18 protein-coding genes are annotated in these 16,612 nt (G+C 70.3%); 7 read left to right on the top strand and 11 right to left on the bottom strand.

What is annotated here, in order from left to right; genetic code table 11:
* Positions 1-35: 35 nt before the first annotated feature.
* From ACYVIO_RS11755 to ygfZ, 5 genes are all read right to left on the bottom strand, one after another.
* Entirely contained in the window at positions 36-392 is a 357-nt protein-coding gene (locus ACYVIO_RS11755; RefSeq protein ID WP_460650722.1) for a DUF2516 family protein, read from the bottom strand.
* 112 nt (positions 393-504) lie between these two features.
* Positions 505-1,038: a hypothetical protein gene (locus ACYVIO_RS11750; protein ID WP_460650721.1), complete on the bottom strand. Its 534-nt coding sequence runs from the start codon at positions 1,036-1,038 to the stop codon at positions 505-507.
* 28 nt (positions 1,039-1,066) lie between these two features.
* A complete protein-coding gene (locus ACYVIO_RS11745) occupies positions 1,067-1,552 on the bottom strand; it encodes a helix-turn-helix domain-containing protein (RefSeq protein ID WP_460650720.1) in 486 nt (161 codons plus the stop codon).
* Between the two features lie 132 nt (positions 1,553-1,684).
* Positions 1,685-2,686, bottom strand: a complete 1,002-nt coding sequence (locus ACYVIO_RS11740; protein ID WP_460650719.1) for an asparaginase — start codon at positions 2,684-2,686, stop codon at positions 1,685-1,687.
* Positions 2,687-2,907: 221 nt separating this feature from the next.
* Positions 2,908-3,912, bottom strand: a complete 1,005-nt coding sequence (ygfZ, locus tag ACYVIO_RS11735; protein WP_460650718.1) for a CAF17-like 4Fe-4S cluster assembly/insertion protein YgfZ — start codon at positions 3,910-3,912, stop codon at positions 2,908-2,910.
* Between the two features lie 106 nt (positions 3,913-4,018).
* Between ygfZ and ACYVIO_RS11730 the strand changes: the two genes are divergently transcribed.
* On the top strand, positions 4,019-4,846 hold the full coding sequence (locus ACYVIO_RS11730) for an LLM class flavin-dependent oxidoreductase (RefSeq protein ID WP_460650717.1): 828 nt from the start codon (positions 4,019-4,021) through the stop codon (positions 4,844-4,846).
* A gap of 60 nt (positions 4,847-4,906) precedes the next feature.
* Here the strand turns inward: ACYVIO_RS11730 and ACYVIO_RS11725 are convergent, their stop codons facing one another.
* Positions 4,907-6,283 (bottom strand): cation:dicarboxylate symporter family transporter, encoded by a 1,377-nt coding sequence (locus tag ACYVIO_RS11725; protein WP_460650716.1) that lies wholly within the window; start codon positions 6,281-6,283, stop codon positions 4,907-4,909.
* Positions 6,284-6,476: 193 nt separating this feature from the next.
* Here ACYVIO_RS11725 and ACYVIO_RS11720 point away from each other — a divergent pair, with 193 nt between their 5' ends.
* On the top strand, positions 6,477-7,733 hold the full coding sequence (locus ACYVIO_RS11720) for a sensor histidine kinase (RefSeq protein ID WP_460650715.1): 1,257 nt from the start codon (positions 6,477-6,479) through the stop codon (positions 7,731-7,733).
* Positions 7,726-8,406, top strand: a complete 681-nt coding sequence (locus tag ACYVIO_RS11715) for a response regulator (protein ID WP_460650714.1) — start codon at positions 7,726-7,728, stop codon at positions 8,404-8,406. The genes ACYVIO_RS11720 and ACYVIO_RS11715 overlap by 8 nt, the downstream gene beginning before the upstream one ends.
* Positions 8,407-8,436: 30 nt before the next feature.
* On the opposite strand, the gene ACYVIO_RS11710 is transcribed toward ACYVIO_RS11715, so the two are convergent.
* A complete protein-coding gene (locus ACYVIO_RS11710; RefSeq protein ID WP_460650713.1) occupies positions 8,437-8,931 on the bottom strand; it encodes a heme-binding beta-barrel domain-containing protein in 495 nt (164 codons plus the stop codon).
* A gap of 173 nt (positions 8,932-9,104) precedes the next feature.
* Between ACYVIO_RS11710 and ACYVIO_RS11705 the strand changes: the two genes are divergently transcribed.
* Positions 9,105-9,467 carry a DsrE family protein gene (locus ACYVIO_RS11705; protein WP_460650712.1) on the top strand — a complete coding sequence of 121 codons (363 nt, stop codon included), beginning with the start codon at positions 9,105-9,107 and terminating at the stop codon, positions 9,465-9,467.
* A gap of 378 nt (positions 9,468-9,845) precedes the next feature.
* Here the strand turns inward: ACYVIO_RS11705 and ACYVIO_RS11700 are convergent, their stop codons facing one another.
* Together ACYVIO_RS11700 and ACYVIO_RS11695 are read right to left on the bottom strand one after the other, a co-directional pair.
* Complete coding sequence (locus ACYVIO_RS11700) at positions 9,846-12,278, bottom strand: hypothetical protein (protein ID WP_460650711.1); 2,433 nt, start codon at positions 12,276-12,278, stop codon at positions 9,846-9,848.
* The gene (locus ACYVIO_RS11695) at positions 12,278-12,841 is read right to left on the bottom strand and encodes a hypothetical protein (RefSeq protein ID WP_460650710.1); all 564 of its coding nucleotides are present in this window, start codon (positions 12,839-12,841) and stop codon (positions 12,278-12,280) included. Before ACYVIO_RS11695 ends, ACYVIO_RS11700 begins: the two co-directional genes overlap by 1 nt.
* Before the next feature lie 323 nt (positions 12,842-13,164).
* On the opposite strand from ACYVIO_RS11695, the gene ACYVIO_RS11690 reads away from it, so the two are divergent.
* Entirely contained in the window at positions 13,165-14,442 is a 1,278-nt protein-coding gene (locus ACYVIO_RS11690; protein WP_460650709.1) for a molybdopterin-dependent oxidoreductase, read from the top strand.
* Positions 14,439-14,897: a hypothetical protein gene (locus ACYVIO_RS11685; RefSeq protein ID WP_460650708.1), complete on the top strand. Its 459-nt coding sequence runs from the start codon at positions 14,439-14,441 to the stop codon at positions 14,895-14,897. The genes ACYVIO_RS11690 and ACYVIO_RS11685 overlap by 4 nt, the downstream gene beginning before the upstream one ends.
* Here the strand turns inward: ACYVIO_RS11685 and ACYVIO_RS11680 are convergent.
* Complete coding sequence (locus tag ACYVIO_RS11680; RefSeq protein ID WP_460650707.1) at positions 14,834-15,664, bottom strand: beta-keto acid cleavage family enzyme; 831 nt, start codon at positions 15,662-15,664, stop codon at positions 14,834-14,836. The two genes, ACYVIO_RS11685 and ACYVIO_RS11680, sit on opposite strands and share 64 nt — an antisense overlap.
* Positions 15,665-15,758: 94 nt before the next feature.
* Between ACYVIO_RS11680 and dtd the strand changes: the two genes are divergently transcribed.
* Positions 15,759-16,184, top strand: coding sequence for a D-aminoacyl-tRNA deacylase (dtd, locus tag ACYVIO_RS11675; RefSeq protein ID WP_460650706.1), 426 nt, complete (start codon positions 15,759-15,761; stop codon positions 16,182-16,184).
* Between the two features lie 4 nt (positions 16,185-16,188).
* On the opposite strand, the gene ACYVIO_RS11670 is transcribed toward dtd, so the two are convergent.
* Positions 16,189-16,536 (bottom strand): hypothetical protein, encoded by a 348-nt coding sequence (locus ACYVIO_RS11670; protein ID WP_460650705.1) that lies wholly within the window; start codon positions 16,534-16,536, stop codon positions 16,189-16,191.
* Positions 16,537-16,612: the final 76 nt, after the last annotated feature.

Here is a 16,612-nt window from a genome sequence, read left to right as displayed (position 1 = left end):
GGGGGGCGGGGGCTGGGGCGAGGGGCGTGGGTGGATCAGAGCGGGCGCGGACCGCGCCGGCGGCGGATGCCCCAGCCTCCGCCGCGGCCCCGGCCGCTGGCGGCGCGCAGGGCGGGCCGGGCGTCGACCAGGTAGACGCCGGCGGCGACGATGCCGATCAGGCCGAAGAAGCTCAGCCAGCCGCCCTGGAAGATCTGCGACAGCGAGAACGTCGCCAGGATCAGCACCCAGCCGGGCTTGGTCAGCTTGTCCGCCGCGACGAACACCTGGCGTGGCCGGAAGGCGGCGTCCACCAGCGCGACCAGCTTCAGGCCGAGCAGCACCCACCAGATGACGTCGAACGGATTGCCGAACCCCGGGAACAGGGTCGGGAACGTGGCGAGTGGGAGCATGCGTACGAGCCTAACAAGCAGACGGGTGGCCCACCTCTGCTCAGCGGCAGATTCGGACCACCCGTCGGCGTGTTGCGGCGTACGGCGTCAGGGCGCCACGCGGGAACTACGGTCAGTCGCCGACCTTGGCGGCGGCGTCGCCGGCGGCCTTGGCGGCCGTCTTCGCGGTCTTGCGGGCGCTGGTCGCGGTCGCCTTGACGTTGCGGGTGGCGCTGTCCGCGGTCTTGCGCGCGGTGGTGCGGGTCGCCTTGGCCTTGCTGACCGTGGTCTTGGCCTGGGCCTCGAGGTCCTCGGTGGCCTTCTGGGTGCGGATCCGGCCGACGATCTCCTCGCCGCGGGTGGCCAGGTCGTCGTAGGTCTCCTCGGCCTGGCCGAGGACGGTGGTCAGACCGGCCTGCGCGACGGCCGGCAGCTCGCGCAGCTTGGCCGGGACGGTCTTCGCGTCGGCGGCCAGCGCCTCGAGGCGCTTGGACAGCTCGACCTGGCGCTTGTTGAGCTCGGTGCGCAGCGTCGACTGCAGGGCGTCCTGGTCGAGCTTGGCGAACCGGGCGGTGACGTCCTCGCTGACCGCGCGGAACTTCTCCACGGCCAGGTCGCCGGCACCGGCGATGACGTACAGGGGCGTGACGGGGGTACGGGTAGCCATCAGGCTTCTCCTCGGGAGCAGAACGGGTTTATTTGGCAGTGCTTTTTCGTGCAGGGGTTCTGGGGGCCGCGGGCTTCTTCGCCGCCGCGGTCTTCTTGACGGGCTGAGCCGTCTTCTGGGCCGGAACATCGTCCTCGGGTGCGTTCTCCCGGACGAAGGATCCGTAAACGTCGAGCAGCACGCGCTTCTGCCGCTCGCTCAGCAGCGGGTCGAGCAGGATCGCGTCGACCACGCCGGTCGCGCGCTGGGCGCCGTCGGCGCCGTCGTCCGGATCGAGGATGCCGGCCCGGATGTAGAGGGTCTCCGCGGAGATCCGCAGGGCCTTGGCCAGCTGCTGCAGCACGTCGGCCGACGGCTTGCGCAGCCCGCGCTCGATCTGGCTGAGGTACGGGTTCGAGACGCCGGCCAGGTCGGACAGCTGCCGCAACGACAACTGCGCGTGCCGCCGCTGCTCGGCGAGGTACTCCCCCACCGAACCCACTGCGTCCGCCGCACGATCACTCAACCTGGCCATGCGTCCAGTGTGCTAGCAGAGTGCTTGCAATTGCAAGCAGAACACAGGTGAGCCCGCTCACCCCGAGTGACAGGCGCTGAAAAGCACCGTCCCGCCCGCGGGACGGGGGGAAGGAGGCGAAGCAGCCGGGGCCTAGGCGAAGGCGGGCGTGTGCGGTCGAACGGAGCCGACTTGCACTCCCCCGCCCAGCAGGGGGAAGTGCAGCTGCTTGTCGAGGACCTCGTGGTCCAGGCCCAGCATCTTCAGCGTTGCGGCCATCACGACTGCCCGCGCGCGGGCGCTGCCGTCCTCGATCTTCACCGCGATGCCGCGGCCGTCGGCCAGCCCCACGGCGTACACACTCTCGGCACCGACCTTGCAGAACAGGCCCGGGATCGCGTGGATCAGCTCGGCCTCGTCGCGCCGAGTACCACTGGCGTACTCCGGGAACGCCCGGAACGCATCCGCGACCCGGCCTTCCAGCGTCGCCGGCTCAGCCGCCGCGAACAGTCCGAACGAGCGCGCCAGGCCGGCCAGGCTGATCGCCAAGATCGGCGCCCCGCAACCGTCGACCGCGACGTGCGAGACCTTCTCGCCGGCCGAGTCCTCGACGGCGGTCCGGATCACCTGCTGCAGCGGGTGTTTCGGCGACCGGTAGTCGTCGGCACCCCAGACGCCGTCCGGGCTGGTCGCGAACGCGTCGTCGTGGATCGGCCAGCCGTTCGCGACGCAGGTCGCGATCATCGCGGCGTGCTTGCCCGAGCAGTTCATCGTGATCGGCTCCGGACCGTGCCCGGCGCGAACCCACTCGTCCCGTACGGCGTCCTCGACCGGGTACTGCGCCGGAGTCCGCAGCGCGCTATCGTCCAGCCCGACCCCCGCAAGGATCTCCCGTACGCCGTCCAGATGAATCTGCTCGCCCGAGTGAGAGGCGCCGGCGAGCGCGAGCAGCCGGCCGTCCAGGTCGAGCCCGTGGCGCAGCATGCCGAGCGCCTGCATCGGCTTGTTCGACGAGCGCGGGAACATCGGCTGGTCGACCACGCCGACCGACCACTCGACGCCGCCGTCGGGGTTCGTCACCACGACGGAGCCGCGGTGGTGCCCTTCGACGAAGTCGCTGCGGACGACGTCGGCCACGATCACAGGTTCGGTCACGCCTGAACTGTACGGCCGCGAAGTCAGGAGCAAAAACCCCAGTTGGGGATGAGGGCGTGTCGCCCGATCCCCCGCCGTAGCGAGCAGGTGCCCGGTGCGGTAGCTCGGCGTGCGGGAGACGAGGGTGGCGATGCGAAGCATCGTGCCCTTGGCTCCCGTGCGCCGAGATGCCGTGCCGGGTGCCGCGCAGTAGGCGGGGGATCGGGCGACACGCCCCAGGCTCACAGCCGGCTGCGGACGTGCAGCCCGACCTCCGGGTCGACGATCAGCTCCTGCGTCGCGGTCACGGTCGGCTGCTCCTCGGCGACGACCTGCAGCTCGACCTCGCTGTCCACCGAGCGCTTCACCAGCGCCAGCGCGATCGGCCCGAGTTCGTGGTGCCGCGCGGCGGACCCGATGAACCCGACCTGCTTCTCACCCGCCCGTACGGCGTACCCGTGCTGCGGCAGGTGATCGACCGAGCCGTCCATGTGCAGCCGGACCAGCCGACGCGGCGGACGGCCCAGGTTGTGCACCCGTGCGACCGTCTCCTGGCCGCGGTAGCAGCCCTTGTTCAGGTGGACGCCGACGCCGAGCCAGCCGAGCTCGTTCGGGATCGCGCGCTCGTCGGTGTCGAGTCCGAACCGCGGGTGACCGGCCTCGATCCGCAGCGCCTCGTACGCCCATACGCCCGCCGGCGGGCCGGCAAGTTCGGCGTACGCCGAAAGCTCCTCCCGCGGCAGGAACACCTCGTACCCACCGAGCGAGTCGCCTCCGGACCGCGTCAGCGGCCCCTCGGTCGGCGCCGCGCCCGGACGCCACACGATCGCGAAGCGGTCGGTGACGTCGGTGATCTCCACCCGGGTCATGAACACCATCTTCTGCAACCACTCGATCAGCGCGGCGGCCGCGCCCGGCTCGGTGTGCAGCCAGAACGTCTCGCCGTCGTCGACGCCGTACATCGCGTGCTCGACGTGACCGGTCGGGGACAGCAGCAGCGCCGTCGTCGACGTACCGGCCTCGAGGCCCTCGAAGTACTGGGTCGTGAGCGCGTGCAGCCAGGTGAGCCGGTCCGGCCCGCTGATCGTGACCACGTCGCGGTGGGACAGGTCGACGTACCCCTGGCCTTGGGCGAGCGCGCGTTGCTCGCGCAGGTCCGAGCCGTAGTGCGCCGCGACTCCGGCGTCCAGGCCGTCGGCCTCGACCGCCGCGGGCAGGTCCAGCAGGGGGCTGCGCGTGGATGACATGTCACCAGCGTACGTCGCCCGGCGTACGGCGAACGCCTCCCGCTGTGGGATGTGGACAACCGCCCCGATCGCGAGGCTGGAGGTACCACTCGGAGAGGACAGGACGATGACAGACAAGCGCTTCAGGTTCGGCATCGTGGCCACGCCGGCCGACGGCAGCCCGGACCAGTGGACGAAGACCGTACGGCGGGCCGCGGAGCTCGGGTACTCGACGGTCCTGATGCCCGACGGGCTGCAGTTGCTGTCGCCGTTCCCCTCGCTGGCGATGGCCGCGGCGGTCGCCGACATCCGCGTCGGCACCTTCGTCGCGGCCGCGCCGATGCGCACCCCGTACGCCGCCGCCTGGGACGCGCACACGCTCACCGTGCTGACCGACGGGCGGTTCGAGTTCGGGATCGGCACCGGGCGGCCGGGGACGGACAAGTTCGCCGAGAAGCTCGGGCTGCCGTACGGGACGGGTGCGGAACGGCTGCAGCAGGTGCGGGAGACGCTCGACCACCTGGCCGAGCTGGACGGCGATCGGCACACCCCGGTGATCATGGCCGCGGGCGGGCCGAAGTCGCTGGCGCTGGCTGCCGAGCGGGCCGACGTGGTGTCGATCGCGAAGGGTGCGCTGACGCCGCCTGCCGAGGTGATCCAGCTCGCCGACGAACTGCGGACGCTGGCGGGCGACCGGGCCGACGACATCGAGCTGGCGCTGAACCTGTTCGCGGCCGGGGACGGCGAGCTGCCGCCGTGGACGAAGATGGCGACCGGCGTGGAGCCGGAGGCACTGCGGGCGACCGACTCGCTGATGCTGCTGCCGGGTGGTCCGCGTCAGATGGCGGACGAGCTGCTGCGGCGGCGCGAGGTGCTCGGTGCGTCGTACATCAGCGTGAACTCGGCGTACCTGGAAGAGCTGGCACCTGTGGTCGAGATCCTGGCTGGGCAGTAAAGGCACCAGCGCCCGTCATCTGTGGCTGACGGGCGCTGGCTGAGGGGTGGGACGGTTGGACTAGTGAGTGCGGTCCTGAGTCTCAGGACCTGTCGTGACAGCTTCCGGTACGTCGCCCGCGTGGGTGTCCCCGGCGGCGAAAGCAGCCTCGTCGAACGGGTCCTCACCGGCGAAGACCTGCTTGACCTGATCGCGGTCGAGCTCGCCGACCCAGTGGCCGACCAGCAGCGTGGCGACCGCGTTGCCGGCGAAGTTCGTCAGCGCGCGGGCCTCGGACATGAACCGGTCGATACCGACGATCAGGCCGACACCGTCGACCAGCTCCGGCCGGTGCGACTGCAGGCCGCCGGCCAGCGTGGCCAGGCCGGCGCCGGTGACGCCGGCGGCACCCTTCGAGGCGATGATCATGAACGCCAGCAGGGAGACCTGCTGCCCGATCGAGAACGGCTGGTCCATCGCCTCGGCGATGAACAGCGACGCCATCGTCAGGTAGATCGCGGTGCCGTCCAGGTTGAACGAGTAGCCGGTCGGGACGGTGATGCCGACCACGCTCTTGGACACCCCGAGGTGCTCCATCTTGCCGATCAGCCGGGGCAGGGCGGTCTCCGACGACGACGTGGACACGATCAGCAGGAACTCGCGGCCGAGGTAGCGCAGCAGCTGGAAGATCGACAGCCCGGTGACCACCCGAAGAATGGTGCCCAGGACAACGATCACGAACAGCGCGCACGTGATGTAGAAGGCGATCATGATCTTGCCGAGGCTGACCAGAGCGTCCACGCCGGTGGCGCCGACGACCGCGGCGATCGCGCCGAAGGCACCGATCGGGGCGGCCCACATGATCATCGCCAGCACCTTGAAGACCAGTCGCTGGAGGTGCGCGATCCCGGTCAGGACCGGCTGGCCCTTCGAGCCCAGCGCCTGCAGCGCGAAGCCGATCAGCAGCGCCACGAAGACGGTCTGCAGCACCTCGCCCTCGGTCAGCGCCGAGACGACCGTCTTCGGGATGATGCCGAGGATGAAGTCGGTGGTGGTCTCGTGCGCCGCGCCGACCTGCTTCTGGCCGGTCTCGCGCAGCTTGTCGGTCAGGTTCAGGCCGGACCCCGGCTGGACCAGGTTGCCGACGACCAGGCCGATGCCCAGCGCCACGGTCGACATCACGATGAAGTAGATCAGCGCGAGGCCGCCGACCTTGCCGACGCTGGCGGCCTGGCGGACCGAGCCGATGCCGAGCACCAGCGTGCAGAAGATGATCGGGCTGATCATCATCTTGATCAGGTTCACGAACCCGGTGCCGAGCGGTTTCAGCTCGACCGCGAAGTCCGGGAACAGGAACCCGACGCCGATACCGAGGGCGACGGCGACGATGACGGCGATGTAGAGGAAGTGGGTCCGGTCGTTGCGGACCGGGGTGGGACGGGGATCGGTGCTCGACATACGAGGCTCCTTGGCCGGCAGAGCTGGTTCCGGGCGGTTCTGAGTAACTGTGACGTGACGCACAGGACAACTGCGCATTTCGTTCATATCGTTCGCGGCCGTCACCCACACTTCGGCGCGCGGCGAACCGTCGTACGGCGGCGAACAGATGCCGCGCACTACCAGTGGTGGCGGTGGTGTGGAGAATGTCGGCATGAAACGTCGGCCGTGGGAGCTGCGGCGCCAGGTGCTCTGGCTGCAGACCGGCACGGTCGCGGTGCTGATCGCGATGGTCTGGATCACGCTCGCCAGCCGCGCCCGCTCGCAGGCCGACCGTGACGCCGCGGCCGCCGGTCTGCAGCCCCCGGGCTGGGACGAGCTGCTGCGGGCCGAGACCCGGACGATGCTCGGCATCGCCAGCCTGATGCTCGGGGTCGCGATCGCGGGCAACGCGCTGGTCGCTTGGCGGGTCCGCCGCGCGACCCGCGGGATGGGGACGCAGACGCTCGCCTGGATGCTCGACTTCTACCAGGGCGTACTGCGCGCCGCCCGCGAAGGCCTGCTGCTGATCGACGCCGACGGACGGGTCCAGCTGGTCAACGAGGAGGCGCGGCGGTTGCTCGGGCTTCAGGCGATCCCCGCCGGCACCTCCGTCGAGGAGCTGCATCTTCCGGTCGCGTTGTCCGACCTGTTGAGGGCCGGGCGTACGGCGTACGACGAACTGCACCTCGGCGCGTTCGGCGTGGTCGTGGTGAACCAGCAACCCGCGCGCTCCGGGCGGATCGTGACGCTGCGGGACCACACCCAGCTGCAGGCGCTGCTCGGCGAGCTGGACGCGGTCCGGAGCCTGGCCGAGTCGCTCGAGGCGCAGAACCACGAGGCCTCGAACCGGCTGCACACCGTCGTCAGCCTGATCGAGATCGGCCGGCCGGAGCGGGCGCGGGAGTTCGCGGTGTCGGAACTGCAGTTCGCACAGGCGATGACGGATCGGGTGGTCGGCACGGTTGGCGACCCGGTGCTCGCGTCGCTGCTGCTGGCAAAGCTGTCGCAGGCGCAGGAGCGCGGCGTACTGCTCACGCTGGAGCTCGGCTCCGAGGCGCTCAACACGCGGCTGCCCGCGCAGGACGTGGTGACCGTGGTCGGGAACCTGCTCGACAACGCGATCGAGGCTGCTCGGACCGGACCGGCGCCCCGACGCGTCGAGCTGAAAGCCGGTACGACGCCGGACGCGATCGACCTCGCGGTGACCAACACCGGCGCCGAGCTGGGGTCGGTCGAACTGGCCCGGATGTTCGAGCGCGGCTGGACGACGAAGAACGAGCCAGGACACGGACTCGGACTGGTGCTGGTCCGCAGCACGGTCGAGCGTTGGCAGGGGACGTTGATGGTCGACCCGGACTCCGAGCTGGACGAGATCCCCGCGCTGACGGTGCGCGTGCGGCTGCCTCGGGCGGTGAGCGCGAGTGCCTGACCTGCTGCGGGTGCTTGTGGTCGAGGACGACCCGGTGGCCGCCGAGGCACACCGTACTTATGTCGATCGGCTTCCTGGCTTCACTTGTGTAGGTATCGCCGGGACTGCAGCGCGTGCGTTGTCCGTGTTGTCGCACGGCCAGATCGACCTGGTGCTGCTCGACATGAACCTGCCGGACGGGCACGGGCTGGACGTCGTACGGCGGATGCGCGCCCAGGGCAACGTCACGGACGTGGTGGCGGTGACGTCGGCGCGCGAGGTGTCCGCCGTACAGGCTGCTGCGCGGATCGGCGTGGTGCAGTACGTGCTGAAACCCTTTGCTTTCGAGACTTTGCGGGATCGACTGTCGGCCTACGCCCGCCAGCGACGAGCCGCTGAGGCCGGTCAGGTCGTCGCCGATCAGGACGAGGTCGACCGACTGTTGCATCCGGCAACTGTTTCGTCAGTCCCCAAGGGGCTGGCTGGGTCGGTGCTCGATCGGGTGGTGCAGTTGCTCGGCAACCGCGAAAGCTGGACCGCCGAGGAGGTCGCCGCCGAGCTCGGGACCTCGCGCATCACCGCGCGCCGCTACCTCGAGCACCTGGCCGACCAGCAGCAGGCCCTGCGCACACAGCGCTACGACGGCCGCAGCGGGCGGCCGAAGGTGGAGTACAGCTGGGTGTCGGAGAGCTAGACGCCGTACGGAGGTCTGATCTGACGGAGGTCAGACCCGGACGAGGGTCGCCCAGAGGTGGGGCTGGAGCGGCTGGCCTTCGGCGGCCATGTCGTACGCCCAGAGCAGTTCGCCCTTGACCAGGCCGTAGAGGCGGTGACCGGCGGCAACCTCCTTGGCGGTGGCCGTCCGGGCGATCACGTCGGTCCGCATCTCGACCTTGGCGCCCTCGATCTCGCCGTACCAGACCTCGGCGAAGCCGGTCGGGTGCGCCAGCACGACCTCGAGCTTGTTGTCCGGCTTGGGCCGCCAGAAGCCGGTCTCCACGGCCAGCGGACGCTCCTTGGTGCCGTCCTCACCGACCACGTAGGTCTGGCTGACGTAGTGCAGGTACGGCTTGCCGTTGTGGCTGAAGTCGATCTGCTGCCCGAACTCGAACTTCTCGATCGTCGGGTAGTCGCCGTGCCCGCGGCCCTCCCACCGGCCGAGCAGCCAGGCGAGCGGCATCAGGTCGGGGTGCAGGTCCTGCGGGATCTCGAAGGCCATCGGTGGTTTCCCGGGTCAGTTCGCGCTGCGGCCGCGGTACAGCCGGTAGACGACGAACGCCGAGAACCAGGCCATGAACACACTGACCAGGACCAGCAGGGTCGTGAAGATGACATGCAGCACGTTCGCCAGTCTAGGGGATACCCCGGCGGGCCCTGGGCTACGGTGGCGTGATGTCCCGCACGCTGGTGATCAAGCTGACCGCAGGCGCCGAAGAACCCGAACGCGCCAACCAGGCCTTCACGGTAGCCGCCACCGCCGTCGCCTCCGGCGCCCCCGTCTCCCTCTGGCTCACCGGCGAAGCCGTCTGGTTCGCCGTCCCCGGCAAGGCTGAGGCCTTCGACCTCCCCCACGCCGCACCCCTGGCGGACCTCCTGTCAGCAGTCCTCACCGGCGGAACCCTCACCGTCTGCACCCAATGCGCCAAACGCCGAGCCCTGACGGAGTCAGACCTCCTCCCCGGCACCCGCATAGCCGGCGCCCCGGCGTTCACCGAAGAAATCCTCCAGGACAACGCCCAAGCCATCGTCTACTGACCGCAGCAGACCTGCTCATCTGGCCGGCCGCTCAACCGCACGCCCAGACGCCTGCCCAGCTGCCCGGCTGGCCTGCCGCTTGACCGTACGCCCACCCGGCTGGCCGCTGCGCGCCACGGCCTCACGCCCGCCGCCATCCCGCCGTCCCGGCATCCCGGCATCCCGGCATCCCGGCATCCCGGCAGACAACCGATCCCACCTACGGCCGCTGCCGCCGCCCAAGTAGGAACCGGGGACCCGAGCCGCGACCTTGAACAGGAACCGGCTACCTCAGCAGGCAGTTCCGTGCGGATGGCCCCCGACGAGCGCTTCTGTGCAGGCCGCTTGTTGGGCACAGGTCTGCTCCCGCCGTCTCTGGGACGGCGGGAGCGTTGGGGGTTAGCGGGTTCGTTCTGGGTCTTGGGAGGGCTGCTGGGTGTCGCGTTGGTGCTGGGCGCCGGGGGTGCGGCCGGCTTGGCCGGCTGGTTCGAGTTGGCGGTCGCCGCGGGGGTCGCGTTCGGCGGGGCCGGTGACGCCGCCTCGGGTGAGGGAGTCGAGCTTGGCCTTCTCGGTGTCGGACAGCGGCTGGCTGTACCCCTGCTGCCCCTGACCCTGCTCGCCACTCCTCAGAGCGTTCTCGCGATTCCGGTCGGCTTCCAGCTGTGTTTCCAGCGGGCCTGAAGGCTTCTGGGCCTCGCGTGCCTGCGCTTCGGCGCGCAGGTCCCCACCGGTCGGCAGGGATGAAGTCTCCACCTCAGGGTCCTGCTGGTTCTGCTCTGCACCGGGTCCCTCACGATCCTGATCCGCTTCAGGCCCCTGACGGTCCTGCTCTGCCGCGGGTCCCTGGCGGTCCTCCTGGTCGCGCTCCGGTCCGTCGACCGTAGGGTCGTTCCGGTCCAGCTCAGCCTGCTCCCGCGCAAGCTGCTCCTGCCCTGACTGCTCGACCTGATCCCGCCCAGGCTGGTCCTGCTCAGCCTGGTCCCGGCCCGCCTGATCCTGCTCAGCCTCGTCCCGGCCGTCGGGGTTCTGCTCCGCCTGGTCGCGTTCGGCCTGATCGCGCTCGGGCTGGTCCTGCTCGGGGCCGTCGCGTTCCGGTTCGGGTTGGTCGACCTCGGACTGATCGCGCGGATCCACACCGGCCCGGTCCACCTCAGGCTGCTCACGATCAACCTGTACGTCGTCGCGCGCGGCCTCGCCCTGCTCCACCTGCGGGTCGCCCTCAGCCCGGTCGACCTGATCACGGTCCGCCGCCTGCTCGTCCACCACAGGCTGCCCCTGTTCGGCCTCCTGCGAATCCCGGTCCAGCTGAGCCTGGTCGACTCCTTGCGGATCGCGGTCCGGCTCGGTCTGCTCGATCTCCTGCGGGTCACGCTGCTGATCGGCTTGGTCGACCTCCTGCGAGTCCAGCTCGGTCTCAGCCTGCTGGTCCCGGTCAGGCTCAGCCTGTTGATCCCGGTCAGGCTCAGCCTGCTGGTCGCGATCGGGCTGCTCCTGATCACGATCTGCCGCCTGCTGGTCAACCGCCGGCTCAGCCTGGTCGACCTCCTGAGGCTCCTGATCGGCCTCGCGGTCAGCCTGCTCGGGGTCGGTCACAGGCTCCGCCCGATCAACCTCTACGTCGTCGCGCGCAACCTCGCCCTGCTCCACCTGCGGGTCACCCTCAGCCCGGTCGACCTGCTCACGATCCGCCGCCTCAGCCTGCGCGTCGACGGCCGGCTGCCCGGTCTCCTGCCCATCGCGATCCGCCTCAGCCTGCGCGTCGGCCGTCGGCTGGTCTACTGCCGGACCGTCACGATCCGCCTCAGCCTGTGCGTCAACCGCCGACTGGTCCACCTCCGGCCCATCACGGTCAGCCTCAGCCTGCGCGTCGATCTCGGGCTGGTCCGCAGCCTGCGCGTCGATCTCCGGCTGGTCGGCAGCCTGACCGTCACGGTCCGCCAGAGGCTGTGCATCGGACCCCGGCTGATCCACGTCCTGGCCGTCGCGCTCGGCCTCGGCCTGCGCGTCGACCGCAGGCTGGTCGGCGTCTGGGCCGTCCACCGCTGCATCGGCCTCCGGCTCGTCCGGGCCGTCCAGGCCCTCAGCAACGGCCGCTCCAGCCGCAGCTGCGGGAAGCGCATCCGGCCCGTCGCGGCGTTCGCGTTCTCCGTCTTGTTCCTGGGCCTCGGCCTCGCGGGTCTCCTCGCGCTCTTCCTCCTGGCGCTCGAGCTCGTCCGCGGTCTGCTCGGACTCACTCGTCTCGCGCTCGGCCTCGGCGGCCTCGCGGTCGCGTTCCAGGTTGTCGGGGACGCGGTCGCCGTCGCGGTCGCTCAGGCGGTCGACGTCCTGGTCCCGGAGGTCCCGGTCGCGGGTGTCGAGCACGCGGTTGCCGTCGAGGTCAAGCGGGTCGACGTCGGGACCGTCGACACCCTGCTCCAGTTCGCGGCGTTCCTCGGCGTTCTCGGGGCGGAGCTCGTCGTCGTCCAGGGCGCGTTCGATCAGGCCGTGCAGCAGCGTCCGCCGCTGGTGGTCGGTCAGGCTGTCGAGCTGGGCCTTGGCCTCCGGATTGTTGCGCAGGTGCGTGAGGACCGCCTCGGTCATCGCCCGGCGTTCCGCGCGGTTGAGGTGCCGCTCCTGCGTCGCGACCTCCCGCTCGCTGAGCTCCGGCTCGTTGCTCGGCGGGACGTTGTTGCTCGGCCCGTCGATCGCCGGCGCGCCGACCGGCTGACGCCCCCGGGCGCGACCACGCAACAACCGCCGCAGCACGGAGAACGTCGCGCGCACCATCCGCGCGGCCTGCTTGATCCCGCGGTAGAGGTCCTCGAAGACCTCTTCCTCGATCGATCGCGCCATCACGCCACCTCGCTCGCATAGACGGAGTACGCGAAACCGGCGGCCGGATTCGCCTCACCCGGCAGCAGCCGGGTGGCGTACAGGTGGAACTCCGCGCCGGGCCGCAGCCACACCGCGAGGTGCCGCCGCCGTTCCCGCCACTCGCCCGGGATCCGCGGATCGTCGCCCGGCCCGACGAACACCGGGTCGCCCCAGTGCTGCCGCGCCAGCGCCAACTGGTCAGGCCAGTGGTCGTCCATCAGGTCCTCGGCGTCGCGGACCTCCTCGGCCGTGATGTTGTACGCCGACCAGGTGCCCCGCGGGCTCTCCGGCAGTACGGCGTCCGGCAGCGCGAGCATGACGGTCTCGCGCGGGGTGACCAGCCCCCACGCGTACTCGGACGGGTCGATGTCACCGGGCGCCCAGGGCTGCCAGCCGGTCGCGGCGACCACGCGCGCGACCAGCGACCGGATCCCGGCGGGCCCGGACTCGTGCGGGCCCCACAGCCGGCTCCAGTCGCCGACTTCCGCGAGGTCGGCCATCGCACGCACGTCCTCGTCCGGCGACCGCAACTGCGTCCTCACTGACCTTCCCCTCTCCGACCTACGACCTCGACCACAGCACTCCGGCTGGACCACTCTCAGGTTAAGCCGAATCGGTGCCACCCGTTCCGACGTATCCACAGGCCCGGCGGATCCCACTCCCGCCGGCCCGCGCGACCAACCACCCTTACACGCAACCTCGCCCCTCGCGACCTGGCAAAACCTGCAATCCGACAACAATCCGGCCGCGGCCCGCCAGCCCCGGCCGCGATCCGTCCCCGACCCGTAAGCCGGCGTACCGGCCGTTCGCGGGCGGTAACCGCAACCACCCCGCGGATCGGCACGCGAGGCGTTCTGATGGAGAAATGAAGCTCCCGAGCCCTCCGCAGCCGGCGTTCAGGTCCGCGCTGCACCACCCCAGGGTCGCGACCGTGATCGGCCGCTGGCTGGCGGTCGCTGTCGTCGTCTGCTTCCTGACCGGCCTGTTCAGCCACTTCCAGCAGGCGACGCCGGGCTGGCTGCACATCCCCGCCCGCCCGGCGTCCCTGTACCGCGTCACGCAGGGCCTGCACGTGCTCAGCGGCACCGTCGCGATTCCGTTGCTGCTGGCAAAGCTCTGGACCGTCTACCCGAAGCTGTTCGAGAAGCCCCCGTGGCCGCCGAGCCGCGCCGCGCTCGCCACCCTGCTCGAACGCCTGTCGATCCTGGTCCTGGTCTCGGCGATGGCGCTCGAACTGTTCATCGGCTTCCTCAACACCCTGCAGTGGTACCCGTGGCCGTTCCCCTTCAAGGAAACGCACTACGCGCTGGCCTGGATCATCATCGGCGCCCTGCTCGTGCACCTCGCCGTCAAGCTCCCGCTGATCCGCTCCCACTGGAGCCGAACAGCAGCAGACCGTACGCCGTACGCGCCGCTCACCGAGGAAGACGCAGAAGCATCGCTCGACAAGCAACTCTCCGATGCCGATGCACCTCTCGCGGAGCAGCCCACCGACGCAGACGCACCGAAGCCCGCGCCCGCGCACACCAGAGACTCCCTCCCCGCCGAGATCACCGGCCTCAGCCGCCGCGGCCTCTTCCGCACCGTCGCCGGCGCCGGAGCCCTGGTCGGCATCGCCTCGGTCGGCCAGTCCGCCCCCGCCTTCGGCCCGATCGCCGTCCTGGCACCCCGCAAACCCAACGTCGGCCCGCAGTCCCTCCCGGTCAACCGCACCGCCCACGACGCCGGCGTCGTACCGGTCGGCGCCGACTGGCGCTTCACCATCAGTGGCCCTCAGCAACTATCTTGGTCGCTCGCCGAGCTCAGGTCCCTGCAGCAGAGCCGGTCCGACCTCCCGATCGCCTGCGTCGAGGGCTGGAGCCAAGGCGCCAGCTGGGAAGGCATCCGGATCCGCGACCTGCTCCGCCTGGCCGGCGCCCCCGACCACTCGACCGTCCGCGTCGTCTCGATGGAGAAGGGCGGCTTCTACGCGACCAGCGAGCTCCCACCCCAGTTCGCCGCCGGCCCGCTCACGCTCCTGGCGCTGAAGCTCAACGGCTCCGAGCTCGATCTCGACCACGGCTTCCCGGCCCGGATCATCGCGCCCAACCGCCCCGGTGTCCTGCAGACCAAGTGGGTCCACCGCCTGGAGGTGCTCGCATGAGAATCGCCCGCGTTGCAATGGCAGCCGTCGGCGTAGGACTCGGCCTGTGGGGGCTGCGTCTTCTCCTGCAGAGCCTCAGCATCGACGCGCTGATCCGCCTGCCGCTCTGGCTCGGCGGTGCCGTCCTGGCCGACGACTTCCTGCTCGTTCCGCTCACCGTCGCGGCCGGATGGCTCCTGACCCGATGGTCGATCGGTCCCGGCCACCACCGCACAGTCGGCGCCGTACGCACGACAGCCCTGTACGTCGGGATCACGACCCTCGTCGCGATCCCGCTCTTGATCCGTCAGGGCAAGGGCGTCAACCCGACCGTGCTGCCGCGCGACTACCTCCGCGACTGGTTGTTGCTAGAGGCCACGATCATCGTGGTCGGGGTGATCGTCGCGATCGTTCAGTCGCGGCGGGCGACGTTCAGGAGTTCGCGCGCGGCGTCCGGCGACATCGGCGGCCGCTGAGCCAGGGCCGCCAGGGCGGCAGCCCGCTCGACGAGCTCCGCGTTGTGCGTGACGGGCTGCCCCTTCGCCAGGGTCAGGGTGTCCTCCATGCCGACCCGGAGATGCCCGCCCTTCGACAGCGCGGCCAGCGCGACCGGGATCGTCGTACGGCCGACGCCGGTGGCCGCCCAGGACGTCACTGCCGGCGGCAGAGCGTTGACCGCGGCAACCAGTGCGTCCGGCGTACCGGGCATTCCACCGGGAACACCCATCACCAGATCGCAGTGCACGCGACCGCCGTACGGCAGGCCGAATTTGTCCAGCAGCCGGTGCAGCGCGGCGACGTGCCCGAGGTCGAACAGCTCGAACTCCGGTACGACGTGCCGTTCCTGCGTGAGCTGGTAGAGCTCGGTGACGAACGGCCACGGGTTCATGAACACGTCGTCGCCGAAGTTGACCGTGCCCATCGTCAACGAGCAGGAGTCCGGGGCCGCCTCCAGGACGCGCAGCCGGTGCTCGAACGGATCGGTGACGGCGCCGCCGGTCGACAGCTGGACGATCAGGGCCGTGTTCTCCCGGACCGCCGCGACGGTCTCGGTGAGCCGGCCGAGGTCGAGCGTCGGGCGGTGCTCGGCGTCCCGGATGTGGATGTGGATCATCGCGGCCCCGGCCGCCTCGCAGCGCTTCGCGGTCTCGACCAGTTCGTCGAGCGTGGTGGGCAGCGCCGGGCAGTCCGCCTTCGCGGTCTCGGCGCCGGTCGGGGCAACGGTGATCAACGTCGACGTCATGGACGAATCGTGCCAGATGTCGGCGATGAACGGGAGATTCGGTCGTGATCCACCCCGAAGACCGGACGATTTACGGCACGGCAGACTGAGTTCCATGAGAGCAGTGGTGCAACGAGTCACGGACGCGTCGGTCGAGATCGCGGGGGAAACCGTCGGGGCGATCGATCAGCCCGGCCTGGTGGTGCTGCTCGGCGTCACCCACGACGACACCGAGGAGAAGGCCAAGGCACTGGCCGCGAAGATCTGGACGCTGCGGATCCTGCGCGACGAACGCTCGGCCGCCGACGAGCAGGCCCCGATCCTCGCGATCAGCCAGTTCACCCTGTACGCCGACACCCGCAAGGGCCGCCGCCCGTCCTGGAGCGCCGCAGCTCCCGGTCCGGTCTCCGAGCCCTTGTACGACGCCTTCTGCGCCGCCCTGGAATCCCTCGGCGCCAAGGTCGAACGCGGCCGCTTCGGCGCCGACATGCAGGTCCACCTGACCAACGACGGCCCGGTCACCCTCATCCTCGACGCCTGAATACCTACTGCCAGGTGATGCCACCGAGGTCGTAGTGCTCGTTGTAGTCCGGCGCCGGTTCCTCATCGACGGTTCCCGAGCCATCAGGGATCGGTCCGGGACCGTAGGGGATTCCCTGATAGACGAACTGCGTGATCGGATTGCCCGGAAGGGCGACCTCGCTCACGCACAGGTTGGCCACCGAACCCTTGTGAGGGAGTTCGAGCTCGTCCCACGGTATCTGCGAGGGGCACTCCGGCGATCCCACGCCGAGCTGGCTGAACCCCGGATGGGGATCCTTGCCGCGACTGAGACCGCGGAACGCCGGCCCGCGGTAGCCGGTCAGATCCGCGGCGGACTCGTTCCGGATCACGACGTGTACGTAGTAGGACCTGTAGCCCCGGAGCAGCTTCTGGTCGGCGGGATCGCTGAGCCCGGTGACCGCCAGC

This window comes from Kribbella endophytica (assembly GCF_054781295.1).
The sequence above is the reverse complement of the archived record's forward strand: the minus strand, read 5'-3'. Positions and strand labels throughout refer to the sequence as shown.